This window comes from Streptomyces sp. NPDC056503, from assembly GCF_042794995.1.
Classification (GTDB): Bacteria; Actinomycetota; Actinomycetes; order Streptomycetales; family Streptomycetaceae; genus Streptomyces.
In genome coordinates this window covers 1-16,095 of record NZ_JBHTST010000113.1, presented here as the reverse complement: position 1 = coordinate 16,095, position 16,095 = coordinate 1, and the positions used below count along the sequence as shown (strand labels likewise).

Annotated in this window: 11 protein-coding genes; 2 read left to right on the top strand and 9 right to left on the bottom strand. The window is 74.3% G+C overall.

All coding sequences use genetic code 11. The annotated features are described in order from the left end of the window. Positions 1-76: 76 nt before the first annotated feature. Positions 77-2,359 (bottom strand): MMPL family transporter, encoded by a 2,283-nt coding sequence (locus ACFQ8C_RS27665; RefSeq protein ID WP_383462366.1) that lies wholly within the window; start codon positions 2,357-2,359, stop codon positions 77-79. Between the two features lie 153 nt (positions 2,360-2,512). Here ACFQ8C_RS27665 and ACFQ8C_RS27660 point away from each other — a divergent pair, with 153 nt between their 5' ends. After that, positions 2,513-4,351 (top strand): glycoside hydrolase family 15 protein, encoded by a 1,839-nt coding sequence (locus ACFQ8C_RS27660; protein WP_383462364.1) that lies wholly within the window; start codon positions 2,513-2,515, stop codon positions 4,349-4,351. Between the two features lie 6 nt (positions 4,352-4,357). Here the strand turns inward: ACFQ8C_RS27660 and ACFQ8C_RS27655 are convergent, their stop codons facing one another. The 8 genes from ACFQ8C_RS27655 to ACFQ8C_RS27620 all read right to left on the bottom strand — a co-directional run bounded on the left by ACFQ8C_RS27655 (position 4,358) and on the right by ACFQ8C_RS27620 (position 14,628). Next, the gene (locus ACFQ8C_RS27655) at positions 4,358-6,673 is read right to left on the bottom strand and encodes an arylsulfatase (protein WP_383462362.1); all 2,316 of its coding nucleotides are present in this window, start codon (positions 6,671-6,673) and stop codon (positions 4,358-4,360) included. After that, positions 6,670-7,494: a formylglycine-generating enzyme family protein gene (locus ACFQ8C_RS27650; RefSeq protein ID WP_383462391.1), complete on the bottom strand. Its 825-nt coding sequence runs from the start codon at positions 7,492-7,494 to the stop codon at positions 6,670-6,672. The genes ACFQ8C_RS27655 and ACFQ8C_RS27650 overlap by 4 nt, the downstream gene beginning before the upstream one ends. Before the next feature lie 131 nt (positions 7,495-7,625). Further along, positions 7,626-9,467: an ABC transporter ATP-binding protein gene (locus ACFQ8C_RS27645; RefSeq protein WP_383462361.1), complete on the bottom strand. Its 1,842-nt coding sequence runs from the start codon at positions 9,465-9,467 to the stop codon at positions 7,626-7,628. Then, on the bottom strand, positions 9,464-10,315 hold the full coding sequence (locus ACFQ8C_RS27640; RefSeq protein ID WP_383462358.1) for an ABC transporter permease: 852 nt from the start codon (positions 10,313-10,315) through the stop codon (positions 9,464-9,466). Before ACFQ8C_RS27640 ends, ACFQ8C_RS27645 begins: the two co-directional genes overlap by 4 nt. 5 nt (positions 10,316-10,320) lie before the next feature. Then, the gene (locus ACFQ8C_RS27635) at positions 10,321-11,265 is read right to left on the bottom strand and encodes an ABC transporter permease (RefSeq protein WP_383462356.1); all 945 of its coding nucleotides are present in this window, start codon (positions 11,263-11,265) and stop codon (positions 10,321-10,323) included. Position 11,266: 1 nt separating this feature from the next. Then, positions 11,267-12,859: an ABC transporter substrate-binding protein gene (locus ACFQ8C_RS27630; protein ID WP_383462354.1), complete on the bottom strand. Its 1,593-nt coding sequence runs from the start codon at positions 12,857-12,859 to the stop codon at positions 11,267-11,269. Between the two features lie 391 nt (positions 12,860-13,250). Next, complete coding sequence (locus ACFQ8C_RS27625; RefSeq protein WP_359521833.1) at positions 13,251-13,322, bottom strand: putative leader peptide; 72 nt, start codon at positions 13,320-13,322, stop codon at positions 13,251-13,253. 76 nt (positions 13,323-13,398) lie between these two features. Beyond that, positions 13,399-14,628, bottom strand: coding sequence for an ROK family protein (locus ACFQ8C_RS27620; protein ID WP_383462352.1), 1,230 nt, complete (start codon positions 14,626-14,628; stop codon positions 13,399-13,401). A gap of 465 nt (positions 14,629-15,093) precedes the next feature. Between ACFQ8C_RS27620 and ACFQ8C_RS27615 the strand changes: the two genes are divergently transcribed. Further along, positions 15,094-16,077, top strand: coding sequence for a TauD/TfdA dioxygenase family protein (locus ACFQ8C_RS27615; protein WP_383462350.1), 984 nt, complete (start codon positions 15,094-15,096; stop codon positions 16,075-16,077). The last annotated feature ends 18 nt before the right edge of the window (positions 16,078-16,095 follow it).

The following is a 16,095-nucleotide window of genomic DNA, read 5'->3' as shown; positions in this document are numbered from 1 at the left end:
CCAGGCGGGACCCCACCGGGCGGGGTCCCCTACCAGGCAGGACCTCACCGGCTGCTCCTCGGTGGGCGGCGGGACCTCACCGGGCGGGCGGGACCGTGGCGGCCTCGTCGCGCTTGACGGCCTCCTCGCCCTCGGTGTCGAGGTGGGGCAGGATCCGGTCGAGCCAGCGCGGGGTCCACCAGGCGTGCCGGCCGAGCAGGGTCAGCACCGCGGGCACCAGGAGGAGCCGCACCACCGTCGCGTCGATGAGGACGCTGGCGGCGAGGCCCAGGCCGAGCATCTTGACGACGATGTTGTCGGAGACGATGAAGGCGGCGAAGACGCTCACCATGATGAGGGCGGCGCAGGTGATCACCCGGGCCGTGATCTCCAGGGCGTGGGCGACGCTCGCCTTGGAGTCGCCGGTGCGCAGCCAGGCCTCGCGGACCCGGGAGAGCAGGAAGATCTCGTAGTCCATGCTGAGGCCGAAGACGATCGCGAACATCATCATCGGCACGTAGCTCTCGATCGGGACCTTGCCGGAGACGCCGAGCGCGGGCCCGCCCCAGCCCCACTGGAAGACGGCGACGACGACGCCGTAGGAGGCGGCGATGGAGAGCACGTTGAGGACGGCGGCCTTGACGGCGACGAGAAGGCCGCGGAAGACGATGAGGATCACCAGGAAGGCGAGGGCGACGACGACGGCGATGATCAGCGGCAGCCGGCTGGAGACGATGTCGAGGAAGTCGACCTGGGCGGCGGTCGTGCCGGTGACGTAGGTCTGCGCGTCGGTGCCGGCCACGGCCCCCGGGAGGACGTCGTCGACGAGGTGGTTGGTGAGCTCGGTGGTCCGTTCGTCCTGCGGGGAGGCGACCGAGTAGGCGGTGCCGACGAGGACGTCGCCGTCGGAGGTGGCCTTCAGCGGGGTGACGGAGGCCGCGTCGGGCACGCCGGTGAGCGCCTTCTGGAGGCTGGTGGCGAGCGCGGCCCGGTCGGCGGAGGGCACGGCGGACTGGTCGACGACCAGGGTGAGGGGGCCGTTGGCGCCGGGACCGAAGGCGGTGGAGATCAGGTCGTAGGCGCGGCGGTCGGTGAAGGACTTCGGGTCGGCGCCGTCGCCGATGTGGCCGAGCTGGATGAAGAGCAGCGGGAAGGCCAGGATCAGCAGGGCGATGACGCCGCCGACGAGGAAGTACCAGGGGCGCCGCTCGACCCGCTGGGCGTAGCGGTGCCAGGTGCCGTGGGCTTCGGCTCCGGGCTCGGCGTCGGTCTCGGCGACCGGCTTGCGGACGTGGTAGCGGTCGATGCGGCGGCCGACGAGGCCGAGCAGGGCGGGGACGAGGGTGAGGGCGGCGAGGACCGCGGTGACGACGGTGAAGGCCGCCGCCAGGCCCAGTTTGCCGATGAAGGTGACTCCGGAGACCCACAGGCCCGACAGGGCGATGACGACCGTGCAGCCGGAGACGAGGACGGCCCGCCCGCTGGTGGTGGTCGCCAGGCCGGCGGAGTCGGCGGGATCGTGGCCGTTCATGAGGTTCTGCCGGTGGCGGGTGATCAGGAACAGCGCGTAGTCGATGCCGACGCCGAGGCCGATCATGGTGGCCAGGGTCGGTGAGACGGTGCCGAAGGTGAAGGCGGCGGCCATGAGGCCGAGCAGGGCGAGCCCGCAGATCGCCCCGATGAGGGCGGTGATCAGCGGCAGCACGGCGCCGATGACGCTGCCGAAGCCGATCAGGAGGACCACGATGGCGACGGCGAAGCCGATGGCCTCGCTGGTGCGGTCGTCGGCGGCGGGCCGGGCGAGTTCGCCGAGCGGGCCGCCGTACTCCACGGTGACGCCCGCGTCCCGGAGCGGCTGTACGGCGCTGTCGACGCCGGTCAGGTAGTCGGTGCCGAGCGTGGAGGGCGGCACGCTGAAGCGGACCGTGATGTAGGCGGTCTTGCCGTCGGTGGACAGCGGGCCCGTGTTCGGGGTGGTGGAGGAGGCCGGGGGCGGGGTGCTGCCGGGCGGCGGCAGCGGGTTCTGGGCGCCGATGACGTCCGGCAGCTTCTCCAGGGCGGCGACCGTCGAGTTCACGGTGGACGCCTCTTCGGTGAGCGGCTTGGACGGGTCGTTGAGGACGATCTGGGCGCCGTAGCCGCCTGCCGCCGGGTCGTGCGCCTCCAGGACGGTCAGGCCGTCGGAGGACTGCGCGCCGGGGAGGTCGAAGTCGTCGGAGTACTGGCCGCCGACGGCCCGGTCGGTGATCTGGAGTCCGACGAGGGCGGCGAGCCACAGGACCACCACGATGACGAAGTGGCGGGCGCACCAGTGCCCGAGTCGGTAGAGGCTGCTCTGCTTCGCTGGGCGGCGCCGTTGGGCCGTGGGCGTTGCTTTCATGGCCTCGCCAGGTCCGGATAGGCAGGTCCCCGAGCCGGCTGTGCTCCGTCTCTCCGTGCCGTTTCTCCGTTCTCCGTCCATGGTGCTCCCGCCGGGCGGCTGCGGCATCTCGTCGGCGGGGCGCTCCGGCGGACGATCGCGGATAGTGGGGGGATGAAGCGCTATCCGCTCATCGCCGAACACGGTCTGGTGGGGGATCTGCAGACCGCCGCGCTGATCTCGGACGAGGGCGTCGTGGACTGGTTCGCGGCGCCCCGTTTCGACTCGCCGGGCGTCTTCTCCGCGCTCCTGGACCACGACCGGGGCGGCTACTTCCGGCTCTCGGTGGACGGTCCGGACGTGACGGTCAAGCAGCTCTACTATCCGGACACGGCGATGCTGGTGACCCGGTTCATGTCCCCCGACGGGGTGGGCGAGTTGATGGACTGGATGCCGCCGGACCGGACCGGTCGGCCGACGGACCGGCACACCCTGATGCGGGTGATGCGGTGCACCCGGGGCACCGTCGCGTTCACGCTGGAGTGCCGGCCCCGGTTCGGTTTCGGGCGGACCCCGCACGACGTCCGGCTCGACGGCCGCACCGCGTCCTTCCGCTCGGCGGCGATGGCGGGCTTCCTCCAGTCGAACGTGCCGCTGGAGCGGGACGGGCCGTACGACGTGCGGGGCCGTCTGGAGCTGTCCGAGGGGCAGGTCGCCGGGGCGTCCTTCACCGTGGACCGCCCCGAGGTCGACCCGCCGCCGCTGCCGGACGTGCGGGAGGCCGAGGCCTCGCTGTGGGAGGCGGTGGACTTCTGGCAGCGGTGGGTGCGCACCGCGCGGTACCGGGGGCGCTGGCCCGACATGGTGCACCGGTCGGCGATCACGCTGAAGCTGCTGACGTACCTGCCGTCGGGGGCGCCGATCGCGGCGCCGACGCTGGGGCTGCCGGAGCAGGTCGGCGGCGAGCGGAACTGGGACTACCGCTACACCTGGGTGCGGGACGGCTCGCTGGCGGTGCGGGCCCTGCTCGACCTGGGCTTCGCGGAGGAGGCGGCCGCCTTCACGGACTGGCTGACGGCGCGGGTCGCCGAGCGGTCGGCGGGTCCGGCGGGCGGGCGGCCGCTGCAGATCATGTACCGGGTGGACGGGGACCCGTGGCTGCCGGAGGAGGTGCTGTCGGAGTTCGAGGGGTACCGGGGTTCGGCGCCGGTGCGGGTGGGGAACGCGGCGGCGGACCAGCTCCAGCTCGACATCTTCGGCGAGGCGATGTACGCGCTGGCGCAGGGCGGCGGCCAGGACATCCAGCCGACGTACGAGGGGTGGCGGGCCGTGTCGGGGCTGCTCGACTGGCTGGCCGACGCGTGGGACGCGCCCGACGAGGGGATCTGGGAGACGCGGGGCGGTCGCAGGGACTTCACCTTCAGCCGGGTGATGTCGTGGGTCGCCTTCGACCGGGGGCTGCGGCTGGCGGAGGAGTTCGGCCGGCCGGCCGCCCTGGACACCTGGCGGGCGGCGCGGGACGAGATCTTCGCGCAGGTGATGCGGCGGGGGTGGAGCGACCGGCGGAAGGCGCTGACCCAGTACTTCGGCGGGGACGTGCTCGACGCCTCGCTGCTGCTGATCCCGAGGACCGGGCTGCTCGCTCCGACGGATCCGGTGTGGCTGAGCACCCTGGACGCGATCGAGCGGGGGCTGGTCCGGGACAACCTGGTGCACCGCTACGACCCGGGTGCCGCGCCGGACGGGCTGCGGGGCGCCGAGGGCACGTTCAGCCTCTGCACCTTCCTGTACGTGGACGCGCTGGCGCGGGCGGGCCGGGTGCGGCAGGCGCGGTTCGCCTTCGAGAAGATGCTCACGTACGCCAACCACGTCGGTCTGTTCGCGGAGGAGATCGGGCCGAGCGGCGAGCAACTGGGCAACTTCCCGCAGGCGTTCACGCACCTGTCGCTCATCATGGCGGCGACGACGCTGGACGAGACCCTGGACGCCCTCGCCGCCCGGCCGGGTGGGTGACGGCTCCTACTCGAAGGCGGCGGCGGCCTCCTCCAGAGCGGCGGCGACCGCTTCGGGGGAATCGGGCCCGGGGGCGCCGGGCCGGTAGGTGACGGTACGGATCCCGCCGCTGTGGCGGAACGACCGGTGGCGCTCGTACAGCGGCCAGGAGACCGGCGACTTGCGGTCGACGCCGACGCTGATGCCCTGGAAGGGCGCCATGCCGACGAGCTGGTGGACGCTGTCGGGCGCGGCCCGCTCCTCGCCGTCGACGGCGACGGTGAAGCGCCAGCGCAGGCCCTCCTCGGCGGTGGCGGCGAGGACGACGGTGTGGGGGCCGGGGCCGAGGGGTCCGGCGTCGGTCTCGTGGAGGTGCCCGTACTCGTTGTAGGCGAAGGTCAGCCGGCCGTCCTCGACGTAGAGGCCGTAGCCGCCGCCCTGGTCGCCGTGGGAGACGAGGACGCCCTCGCCGGGCTCGTCGAGGACGACCTCGACCGCGAACGAGCGCAGCGAGACGAGCCGGGAGGAGCGGTAGCGCTCCAGCTCGGGGGTGCCGGGCAGCAGGGTGAGGGGGCGGGCGAGCCGCCGCTCCGCGGGGTTGCGGCGGGCGAGGGCGCCGCTGTGGTCGGGGAGCGGGAAGACGCCGTTGCGCCAGGCGGCCTCCTCCCAGGCGGCGGCGAGTTCCTTGACGAGACCGGGGCGTTCGGCGGCGAGGTCGTGGATCTCCGTGGGGTCGGCCCGGATGTCGTACAGCGCCCACTCGGCGTCGTCGTAGGGGGTGCCGGGGCGGTGCAGGGTGACGAGTTTGTGGCCGTCGCGGTAGTGGCTGCGGTTGCCGGTCATCTCGCAGTACTGCTCGGGGTGGGTGGAGGCGTGGGCGGGGTCGGCGAGGACGGGGGCGAAGCTGGTGCCGTCGGGTTCCTGGACGGGGACGCGGCGGCGGGTCTCCGGGCGGGCGACGCCGGCGAGGTCGAGGAGGGTGGGGGCGAGGTCGGTGACGTACTGGTACTGCGGGCGGATGCCGGGGGCGAGCCGGCCGGTCCGGACGCCTTCGGGCCAGGAGAGGACGAGGGGGACGCGGACGCCGCCCGCGTAGGTGTGGCCCTTGTAGAGGCGGAAGGGGGTGTTGGAGGCCATGCCCCAGCCGCGCGGGTAGTGGACGAGGCTGCGCGGGCCGCCGATGAGCTCGGGGTCGCGGTCGACGTCGGGGTCCCAGTCGCCGGGGAGGCGGGGGTGGTGGACGAAGCGGCTGAAGTAGGAGCGGGTGCCTTCGCGGCCGCCTTCGCCGGTGCCGCCGTTGTCGGAGGTGAAGACGATGACGGTGTTGTCGAGTTCGCCGAGCGCGGCGAGGGTGTCGGTGAGCCGGCCGAGGTTCCGGTCGATGTTGTCGACGAGGGCGGCGTACACCTCCATGTAGCGGGCGTAGAGCCGCTGCCGGTCCTCCGGGAGGCTGTCCCAGGCGGGTACGTCGTGTCCCGACTCGCTGTTGCGTTCGGGGAGTTCGGTGCCGGGCGGGAAGAGTCCGGCGGCGGTCTGGGCGGCGAAGCGGCGCTCGCGCAGGGCGTCCCAGCCGTCGTCGTAGCGGCCCCGGTGGCGGGCGATGTCCTCGGGCTTGGCCTGGAGGGGGCCGTGGACGGCGTTGTGGGCGAGGTAGAGGAGGAAGGGCTTGTCGGGGTCGTGGGCGCGCAGCGACTTCACCATGGAGATCGCCTGGTCGGTGATGTCGTCGGTGTAGTAGTAGCCGTCGGGGAACTCGTCGATGTCCAGGGGGCTGTTGTCGCGGACGAGCTGGTGCGGGTGGAAGAGGCTGGTGAGCCCTTCGAGGACGCCGTAGTACTGGTCGAAGCCCTTCTGGAGCGGCCAGTTGGCGCGGTCGTCGGCGGCGTTGGAGGCGGAGTCGCGGACCAGGTGCCACTTGCCGACGGCGTAGGTGGCGTAGCCGGCGTCGTGGAGGAGTTCGGCGAGGGTGGGGACGGAGTCGGCGATCTCCATTCCGTAACCGGGGAAGCCGGGGTCGGAGTTGGCGACCATGGCGTAGCCGACGCGGTGCGGGTTGAGTCCGGTGAGGAGCGCGGCGCGGGCGGGCGAGCAGAGCGGCATGGTGTGGTAGTTGCCGAGGCGTACGCCGTCCTCGGCGAGGCGGTCCAGGACCGGGGTGGGGATCTCCGAGCCGAAGGGGCCGATGTCGCTGTAGCCCATGTCGTCGACGAGGACGACGACGATGTTCGGGGCTCCGGCGGGCGGGGTCGTGCGCTCCGGCCAGTCGGGCGTGGAGTCGGCGAAGGTGCGGCCGACACGGCCGGGGAAGCCCTCGTAGGGGTCGGGGCGGGTGCCGGGGCTCATGGGCGGGCGGTTCCTTCCGTGGTGAGCGAGCGGGCGCAGCGGAAGCCGCCGTGGCCGGTCGAGGAGTCCGGGGTGTTGTGGGAGCGGGCGGCGACGCGGTACCGGTTGCAGTACGAGGCGTGGCAGAGGTACGAGCCGCCGCGGATGACGCGCTCCCGGCCGGCCCGGTCCCAGGGGTCGGCGCACCATTCCCAGACGTTGCCGGCCATGTTGTGGAGGCCGTAGCCGTTGGGTTCGTACGCGGTGACGGGGACGGTTCCGGTGGCGCCGCCGGGGCGGTCGGAGCGGTGCGGGAAGTCGCCGCGCCAGGTGTTGCACCGTTCCTCGCCGCCGGGGGTGAGGTCGTCGCCCCAGGGGTAGCGGGCGCCGTCGAGCCCGCCCCTGGCGGCGTACTCCCACTCGGCCTCGGTGGGCAGCCGGAGGCCGGCCCAGGCGCAGTAGGCGAGGGCGTCGCCGTGGCTGACGTGCACGACGGGGTGGTCGGCGCGGTCGCCGACGTCGGAGCCGGGACCTTCGGGGGCGTGCCAGGAGGCGCCTTCGACGGCGAGCCACCAGGGGGCGCCGGCGACCCGGCCGAGGACGTGCCGCCCGGCGTCCGGAGGGAGCCGGAGGTGGAAGACGAAGGAGGAGCCGTGCCGTTCGGCGTCGGTGCGGTGGCCGGTGGCGGCGGTGAAGGCGGCGAAGCGGGCGTTGGTGACGGCGGTGGTGTCGAGGGCGAAGGGGGCGACGGAGACCTCGCGGACCGGGCCCTCGTGGTCGGTGGGGTAGCCCTCGCCGAAGGCGTCGCCCATCCGGAAGGTGCCGCCCGGGAGTCCGACCATGACGTGCGGCGGCGGGGCGGTCCGGACGGCGGGCACGCCGAGGAGGACGGGGCCGCCGGGCGCGCCGGCGGCGGCGTGGTGTCCGCCGGGGGCGCCGGCGGCGTGGGGCCGGCCGGGGGCGCAGCAGGCGTTCACACGGCCACCTTCCCGGCGGGCACGGCCACGGGGGTCGGGACGGGCTCCGGTACGGCGGCGAGCAGGGCGCGAGTGTACGCGGCGCGCGGCCGCTCGCAGACCGTGTCGGCGTCGCCCTCCTCGACGATCCGGCCCTCGTGCATCACGGCGATCCGGTGGCTGACCTGGCGGACGACGGCGAGGTCGTGCGCGATGAAGACCAGGGCGAGGCCGAGGTCCCGCTGGAGGTCGGCGAGGAGTCCGGTGATCTGCGCCTGGACGGAGACGTCGAGGGCGGAGACGGGTTCGTCGCAGATGAGGACGGCGGGTTCGGGGGCGAGGGCGCGGGCGATGCCGATGCGCTGCCGCTGGCCGCCGGAGAAGGAGCGCGGCAGCCGGTCGGCGGAGGACGGGTCGAGCCCGACGCGGCGCAGGAGTCCGGCGACGCGGGCGGGCCGGTCGGCGGCGGTGCCGATGCCGAAGGCGCGCAGCGGCTCGGCGACGATGTCGCCCGCGGTCATGCGCGGGTCGAGCGAGGCGTACGGGTCCTGGAAGACCATCTGGACCCGGCGGCGGACGGCGCGCAGGTCGGCGCGGCCGGGCCGGGTGACGTCGCGGCCGTCGAGGACGAGCCGGCCGGCGTCGGCGGGGTGGGCGTGGGCGAGGATCCGGGCCAGGGTGGACTTGCCGGAGCCGGACTCGCCGACGATGCCGAGGGTCTCGCCCTCGCGCAGGGTCAGGGAGACCTCGTCCAGGGCGGTGTGCCGGTGCCGGCCGCGGGTCCGGTAGGTCTTGCGCAGGCCCTCGGCCGCGAGGACCACCGCGCCGGGCGCGGGCCGGTCGACGCGTGTCGGCGGCGAGGGCGGGGGCAGCGGCGCGGTCCGCTCGGCGGCCGGGTGGCAGGCGGCGCGCACGGTGTCGGTGAGCGCGGTGAGCGGCGGCGCGGCGGTGTGGCAGCGGTCCTCGACGAGGGGGCAGCGGGCGGCGAAGGCGCAGCCGGCGAGCGGGAGCCGCAGGTCGGGCGGGCTGCCGGGGATGCCGGTGAGGCGGGTGCCGGAGGGGGTGGAGAGGCGGGGCACGGCGGCGAGCAGTCCGGCGGTGTACGGGTGTCGGGGCCGGGCCAGGACTTCGGCGGTGGGGCCGTCCTCGACGACGGTGCCGCCGTAGAGGACGAGGACGCGCTCGCAGGTGCGGGCGACGACGCCGAGGTTGTGGGTGATCAGGAGGAGGGCGGTGCCGGTGGTGCGGGTCAGCTCGCCGAGCAGGGTGAGGATCTGGTCCTGGACGGTGGCGTCGAGGGCGGTGGTGGGTTCGTCGGCGAGGAGGACGTCGGGTTCGCCGGCGAGGGCCATGGCGATGAGGATCCGCTGCCGCTGGCCGCCGGAGAACTGGTGCGGGTGGTCGTCGAGGCGCCGTTCCGGGTCGGGGATGCCGACGAGGCCGAGGAGTTCGAGGGCGCGGGCCCGGCGGGCGGCCCGGTCCCGGCCGCCGTGGGCACGGAGGACCTCGTCGAGGTGGCGGCCGACGGTGAGGACGGGGTTGAGGGCCGTCATCGGGTCCTGGAAGACCATTCCGACGCGGGTGCCGCGGACGGCCCGCAGCTCCTCCTCGGAGGCGGCCGTGAGGTCGGTGCCGTCGAGGAGGACGGAGCCGCCGGTGATGCGGCCGGTGCCGGGGAGCATGCGGAGCAGGGCGAGGGCGGTGGTGGACTTGCCGGAGCCGGACTCGCCGACGACGGCGACGGTCTCGCCCCGGCGCAGGGTGAAGGAGACGCCCCGGACGACGCGCAGGGCGGCGCCGTCGGGCGAGGTGAAGGTGACGTCGAGGTCGCGGACGTCCAGCAGGGGGGCGGCGGTCATCGGCGGATCTCCCGGTTCAGTGCCTCCGCGACGAGGGAGAGGCCGAGGACGAGCGCGGTCACGGTGACGAGCGGCCCCGCGGCGAAGTGCGGGGCCTGGGCGAGGTGGGGCATGGACTGGCTGAGGACGGCGCCGAGGGTGGGTTCGGGAGGCCGGACGCCGACGCCGAGGAAGCTCATGGCTCCTTCGAGGAAGACGGCGACGGTGAGGGAGACGGCGAACTGGACGACGAGCGGGTCGGCGGCGTTGGGCAGGACGTGCCGGGTGAGGATCCGGCGGGCCGAGGTGCCGCCGACCCGGGCGGCGGTGACGTATTCGCGGCTGCGCTGGGCGAGGATCCCGGTGCGCAGCAGGCGACCGAAGACGGGGATCTCCGCGAGGGCGACGACGAGGATCACCGGGAGCCGACCGGGGCCCAGGACGGCGGTGACGGCGAGCGCGAGGATCAGCCCGGGGAAGGCGAGGACCAGGTCGAAGGCGCGCTGGACGGCGGTGTCCGCGGCCGGGTGGACGGTGGCCGCGAGGGCGAGGAGGCAGCCGAGGGCGGCGCCGAGCGGGACGGCGACCGCGATGATGCCGAGGTCGGCGCGGATGCCGTACAGCAGCCGGGAGAGCAGGTCGCGGCCGAGGTCGTCGGTGCCGAGCGGGTGGCCGGGGGTGCCGAGGGGGGCGAGGGTGAGGGCGCTCTGGTCGGTGGGCGGGTGGCCGGCGAGGAGCGGGGCGAGGAGCCCGGCGAGGACGACCAGGCCGACGAGGGCGAGTCCGGTACGGCCCCGGGCGGTGGCGAGGGCGGCCGGATAGGGGTGGCGCGCGCGGGCAGCCGGGGGCCGGGGGAGGGCGGTGGTCATGGCGGTCACTCCCACCTGATCCGGGGGTCGAGCCAGGCGTGGACGAGGTCGGACAGGAGCTGGACGAGGACGAAGACGGCGACGAGGAGGAGCAGCAGGTCCTGGACGACGGGGTAGTCGCGGCGGACCAGGGCCTGTTCGGCGAGTTGTCCGAGCCCGGGCCAGGCGAAGATCGCCTCCACCAGGACGGCGCCGCCGAGGAGGTGGCCGGTCTGGATGCCGAGCAGGGTCACGACGGGCGGGAGGGCGTGCGGCAGGGCGTGGCGCCACAGGATGCGGCGGGGGGCGATCCCGGCGGCGGTCGCGGTCCGTACGTGGTCCTCGGCGAGGGCCCGCCGGAGGCCGTCCTCCAGGAAGCGGCCGAGGACGGCGGCGCTGGGCAGCGCGAGGCAGAGGGCGGGCAGCAGCAGGTACTGGATGCCGAGGTCGGGGGCGGTCAGCAGGGGGATCCGGCCGCCGGGGGGCAGGACGCCGAGGAAGACGGCGAAGAGGAGGACGAGGAGGACGCCGCTGACGTACGGGGGTACGGCGAGGGCCGCGGTGGTGAGGGCCCGGACCGCGCCGCGCGCCCAGGGGCGGCGGGCGGTGGCGCCCAGGACGCCGAGGGTGCCGCCGATGACGACGGCGAACAGCAGGGCGCCGAGGGTGAGTTCGGCGGTGGCGCCGAGTCCGTCGGTGATGAGGTCGGCGGTCTCGCCGCCGATGACGTAGGAGGGGCCGAGCTCGCCGGTGAGCAGTCCGCCGATCCAGTGGAGGTACTGGGCGGGCAGCGGGTCGTCGAGGCCGAGCCGGTCCCGGATGGCGGCCTGGACCTCGGGTCCGGCGTCGGGTCCGGCGAGGACGGCGGCGGGGTCGCCGGGGACGAGCCGCAGGATCCCGAAGGCGAGCACGGAGGCGGCGGCGAGGACGAGGAGGGCGGAGGGCAGCCTCCGCAGCAGGTATCCGCTCATGTCAGCCCGCCAGATAGGCGTCGTCGAGGTTGAGCGAGGAGAACTTGTTGAGGGTGGCGCCGCGCAGCTTCCTGGAGGCGACCTGGACGCTGCCCCGGATGGCGAGGTCGATGATGAACGCCTCGTCGAGGAGGGTGTCGGTGACCCGCTGCCGCAGGGCGTTGGCCTCGGCGCCGGTGGCTCGGCTGGTCCAGGCCTCGCGGACGACCCGGGTGTACTCCTCCGAGCGGAAGCGGGAGGTGTTCTTGGCCGTGTTGAAGGGGTAGGCGCTGACGGCCAGGGTGGAGGGCTGCACCTGGGCGAAACCGTGGCCCATGGCCCAGAGGGCGGGCATGGACTGGGAGATGAGGTGCTTCTGGGCGGTGGCCGCGTCGGTGGGCTCCAGGGTGACGTGGACGCCGATCTGCTTGAGGTCGTACTGGATCGCCTCGGCGAGCGCGGTCTCCCCGGGCAGGTTGACGTGGAGGAGGGGGAGGTCGAGGCGGGTGTGGCCGGCGGACTTCAGGAGTTCGCGGGCCTTGCCGGGGTCGTGGCGGTAGTGGGTGCGGCCGGCCTCGGTGTAGGCGGGCGAGGACTTGGGCCAGGGGGTGGCGGAGGCGAGGCCGTAGCCGCCGAGGACCTGCTTCAGGATCCGCTCGCGGTCGACGGCCCAGGCGAGGGCCTGGCGGACGGTCTTGTCGTCGAGCGGGGCGACGGAGGTGTTGACGCCGAGGTAGGAGGCGCCGCCGCCGGTGGCGTACTCGCTGACGACCAGGTCGGGCACGGACGCGACGGCGGCGAGGTTGCGGCCGGGGACGGAGTACGACAGCTGGGACTGGCCGGTGCGCAGGGAGGAGACGAGGGCGTCGGCCTGCGGGATGACGCGTATCTCGACGCCGTCGAGGTAGGGGCGTCCGGGCTGCCAGTACTTCTCGTTCCGCTGGAGGGTGAGGCCGGAGCCGGGGCGCCAGGCGGTCAGCGTGAAGGGGCCGGTGCCGTTGAGCCTCTTGCCGGTGACGGCCTCCTCGACGCTGTGCGGATCGGTGATGATCATGAACTCGAAGAGGTCGAAGAGGTTGTCGACCGGGTGCGCGAGCTTGAGGACCAGCTCGTGGTCGCCGCGCTTCTCGAATCCGGTCACGGCGGCGGCGGTCGCCCTCAACTGGGCGGCACGGAGCGGGTTCTGAAGGTTCTTCACGGCGAAGACGACGTCGTCCGCGGTGAAGGGCCGGCCGTCGTGGAAGACGACGCCGGTCCGCAGCTTGAGGGTGACGGACCGGCCGTCCGGGGCGTACTCCCAGGAGGTGGCCAGCTCGGGCTGGGGTTCCAGCCGGTCGTCGTAGCGGGTGAGCGTGTTGTAGACGAGCCGCTGCTGGAGCGACTGGTTGCTCTGGGCGAAGAGCAGGCTCGGGGTGAAGTCGGTGTTGACGGCCACGGTGAGGGTGCCGCCGCGCTTCGGCCCGGCGGCGTCCCCGGCCCGGGGTGCCGTGGCTTCCGAGACGGCCGAGCGGCAGCCGGTGAGCCCCAGGCCGAGGAGCAGGGTGCCGCCGCCGGCGGCGCGCAGGGCGGTGCGCCGGGAGGGGGCGGAGGGCGCGGAGGGGTACAGCTCGGTCATCGGTGCCTGCCTGGAGGAGGTCGGGGCCGCCCGGCGGAGGGGGTTTCTTCCGCTGCGGGAGGAATGAAGGAGGACGGGGGCGCGCGTCCGGAAGCGAAAGGAGCGGCGGGGGCGAGGAGACGAGGAGGAAGGGGGCGGTGGGATGGGAAGCGAAGGGAGTGAGGGGAGCGACGGGAGTGAGGGGAGCGACGGGAGCGGCGCGGCACGGAGGCGCGTCGGTCGTGGCGCTCTTGCGGGAAGCGGGGCAACGGGACGGCACGAACGGGCCGAGGGACCACCGGGGCCGCCGGGAGCGGCGGCGCGGACCGCGAACCGCTGCGGGTGTGCGGGCGTGTGCCCTGGTCAGCGGGGGTGCGGCGAAGGCCGCGGCCCTGTGGGCCGCGCCGGAGGATCAGACGCGGACGGCACAGACCGCGCTGGCGAGTCGACAGAGGTCGACGTGCCTGCGGGAGATGAGGCGCATGTCCGGATTCACGGGAGCAATATGACAGCGGCTTCGAGAGCCGGTCAACCGGCTGTGACCGCATTCTGAGACAAGGTCAGTCGAGCATCTCTGATCGGCCGAGTCCTTCGAGGGTCTCAAGAGGCCTCCTGAACAGGGGATTCAGCAGAACGGTGCCGGCCGCGACAGGAAGCGTGGCCGGTCCGGCATGTGGACTGACGATCCGTTCGGGGTCGTCGCAGACATGCGAGAGGTCGATCGCGGCCCCCCGGATCTCCTCCAGGTAGTCCGGTTCGAGGACGCTCGCCTGCTCGGTGACGACCACGAGGTCCGGGTTGAGGACGTCGAGGAGCAGGGCGAGGGCCCGCCCCACCGCCCTGGCCCGCTCGCGCAGCAGCCGGTCGGCCCGCCGGTCCCCGGCCGCGGCCGCGTCGACCACGAGCGAGGTGTCGGCCTCGGGCACGATCCCGCGCCGGACGGCGGTCCGCGCGAGCGCGGTGTTGGACGCGGTCGCCTCCAGGCAGCCCGAACGGCCGCACGGGCAGGGCGCGGTGGAGTCCGGTACGGGCAGGTGGGCGACGTCGCCGGCGGCCCCGCCCGGCCCCTGGTGGACGACGCCGGCGAGACCGACGGCGGCGTCCACGACGTTGCCGACGAAGAGGTGCACCAGGCTCCGACGGGCCGCCGGGCGGCCGAAGAGGATCTCCGACTGGGCGATCGCGCGGGCGTGGTTGTCGAGGCGGACCGCGCGCCCGCCCAGGGCGCGGGAGAGTTCGGCGGCGAACGGCCGCCGGTGCCAGCCCAGCGCGTCGTGCCGGACGACCACGCCCGCCGCCGGGTCGACCCGGCCGCCGATCGCGGCCCCGACCCCCAGCAGCGGCCGGCCCGCCGCGTGCCGGCCGAGGAAGGCGCGCAGCTCGGCGCCGACCGTCCCGGGCAGCCGGTCGGGCACGAGCGGCGCGTGCGGGTGGTGGTGTCGGGCGAGGACCCGCCCGCGCAGGTCCACGAGCGCGAACGTCGAGCCGGGCACGCCGAGATGCACCCCGGCCACGACCGGCCCTCCGGTGGCGCCGAGGTGCAGGTCGACGGGGATCCTGGGCCGGCCCACTCCCCCGCCGCCGGAGGGTTCCGGCAGCTCCCGCAGGAGTCCGAGCCGGGTCAGGTCGGTGGCCTGGCGCGAGACGGCGGCCGGGCTCAGACCGGAGAGCCGGGCGACGGCGCCTCGGGAGACGGGTCCGTGGTCGAGGACGGTCCGCAGGACGGTCGCCGCGTTCGCCTCGCGCCGTCCGTCGCCGGCCATCCGGGAGCCCTGGGGCGTACTCGTCATCTCTGCCTCTCTGTTGCGGGGACGTGAATTCCCCGGAGGGCGGCGCGCGGGCCCGCGCCGGCTGCGCCGAAGCACCCTCCCGAGGGCGAACACCCAGGTCAGAGAGGGGTACGGGAGTGCTCCCGCGGATCGGGCAGGCGCCGATTGAACCACTGCGGGCGGGCTCGCGGGCAGCGGGCGGCCGCTTGACGCCGCCCCGGGGCCGTTGCCAGTCTCCTGGACATGTTCGCGACCACCTCTTGTCCGGCCGTCACCGGCGCCTGACCCTCGCGACCCTCCCGGGGCCGTTCCACCGCCCCGCGATCCCCGCTCGCACCGCGGTCTCCGCATACCCCGCACGCCCCGCTCCCCGGCCGGGCTTCGCGTCGCTTCATTTCTTCCGCTCCGGGATTAATCACCGGACCCGGGACTCCCCGCTTCCCGCACACACCTCCGCATCCGCACCCCTCTTCGAAGGAACCACTCATGACCACCACGACCACCGCGCCCGCCACCGCCGCCGCCACCGCCACGACCACGGCGCCCGCCCTCACCGTGCAGAAGCTCGGCGGCCGCATCGGTGCCGTCCTCTCCGGCGTCCGCCTCGGCGGCGACCTCGACCCGGAGACCGTCGCCGCGATCCGCTCGGCGCTCCTGGCCCACAAGGTCGTGTTCTTCCGCGGCCAGGACCACCTCGACGAGGAGGCCCACGAGGCCTTCGGCCGGCTCCTCGGCACCCCGGTCGCGCATCCCACCGTGCCGTCGGCCGACGGGCGTTACTCCTTCCCGATCGACTCCGACTACGGCGGCCGCGCCAACCAGTGGCACACCGACGTCACCTTCGTCCCCGCCTATCCGGCCTTCTCCATCCTGCGGGCCGTCGTCGTCCCGCCGTACGGCGGCAACACCCTGTGGGCCAACACCGCCACCGCGTACGAGAACCTGCCCGAGCCCCTGCGGCGGCTCGCCGACGGCCTGCGAGCCGTCCACTCCAACGCGTACGACTACGCGGCGCTCCGCCCCGACGCCGTGCCGGAGCAGCTCGCCCGCTTCCGGGACGTCTTCGCCTCCACGAAGTTCCTCACCGAGCACCCGGTCGTCCGCGTCCACCCCGAGACCGGCGAACGCACCCTGCTCCTCGGCAACTTCGTCCAGCGGATCACCGGGCTGACCGGTGCCGACTCCCGCGCGCTGGTCGAGCTCTTCCAGACGCACGTGGAGCGTCCGGAGAACACCGTGCGCTGGCAGTGGCAGGTCGGCGACGTCGCGATCTGGGACAACCGCGCCACCCAGCACTACGGCGTGGACGACTCCGGCGACCACGACCGCAAGCTGCGCCGGGTCACCGTCGACGGGGACGTGCCGGTCGGCGTCGACGGCCGTCCGTCGGAGCTGATCGAGCCCTCGTCGGTGCCGGACCCGGCCTTCGGGATCGCCTCGGGCGCGTCCACGGCCGAGCCGGCCGTCTGAGCGGCCGGCGGGGACGGC

Bases quoted from the DNA above. Each gene is read 5' to 3' on its own strand.
- ACFQ8C_RS27645 (WP_383462361.1), bottom strand. From the start codon at position 9,467: ATGACCGCCGCCCCCCTGCTGGACGTCCGCGACCTCGACGTCACCTTC.
- ACFQ8C_RS27650 (WP_383462391.1), bottom strand. From the start codon at position 7,494: ATGGTCGGACTCCCGGGCGGCACCTTCCGGATGGGCGACGCCTTCGGC.
- ACFQ8C_RS27615 (WP_383462350.1), top strand. From the start codon at position 15,094: ATGACCACCACGACCACCGCGCCCGCCACCGCCGCCGCCACCGCCACG.
- ACFQ8C_RS27655 (WP_383462362.1), bottom strand. From the start codon at position 6,673: ATGAGCCCCGGCACCCGCCCCGACCCCTACGAGGGCTTCCCCGGCCGT.
- ACFQ8C_RS27630 (WP_383462354.1), bottom strand. From the start codon at position 12,859: ATGACCGAGCTGTACCCCTCCGCGCCCTCCGCCCCCTCCCGGCGCACC.
- ACFQ8C_RS27635 (WP_383462356.1), bottom strand. From the start codon at position 11,265: ATGAGCGGATACCTGCTGCGGAGGCTGCCCTCCGCCCTCCTCGTCCTC.
- ACFQ8C_RS27620 (WP_383462352.1), bottom strand. From the start codon at position 14,628: ATGACGAGTACGCCCCAGGGCTCCCGGATGGCCGGCGACGGACGGCGC.
- ACFQ8C_RS27660 (WP_383462364.1), top strand. From the start codon at position 2,513: ATGAAGCGCTATCCGCTCATCGCCGAACACGGTCTGGTGGGGGATCTG.
- ACFQ8C_RS27640 (WP_383462358.1), bottom strand. From the start codon at position 10,315: ATGACCACCGCCCTCCCCCGGCCCCCGGCTGCCCGCGCGCGCCACCCC.
- ACFQ8C_RS27665 (WP_383462366.1), bottom strand. From the start codon at position 2,359: ATGAAAGCAACGCCCACGGCCCAACGGCGCCGCCCAGCGAAGCAGAGC.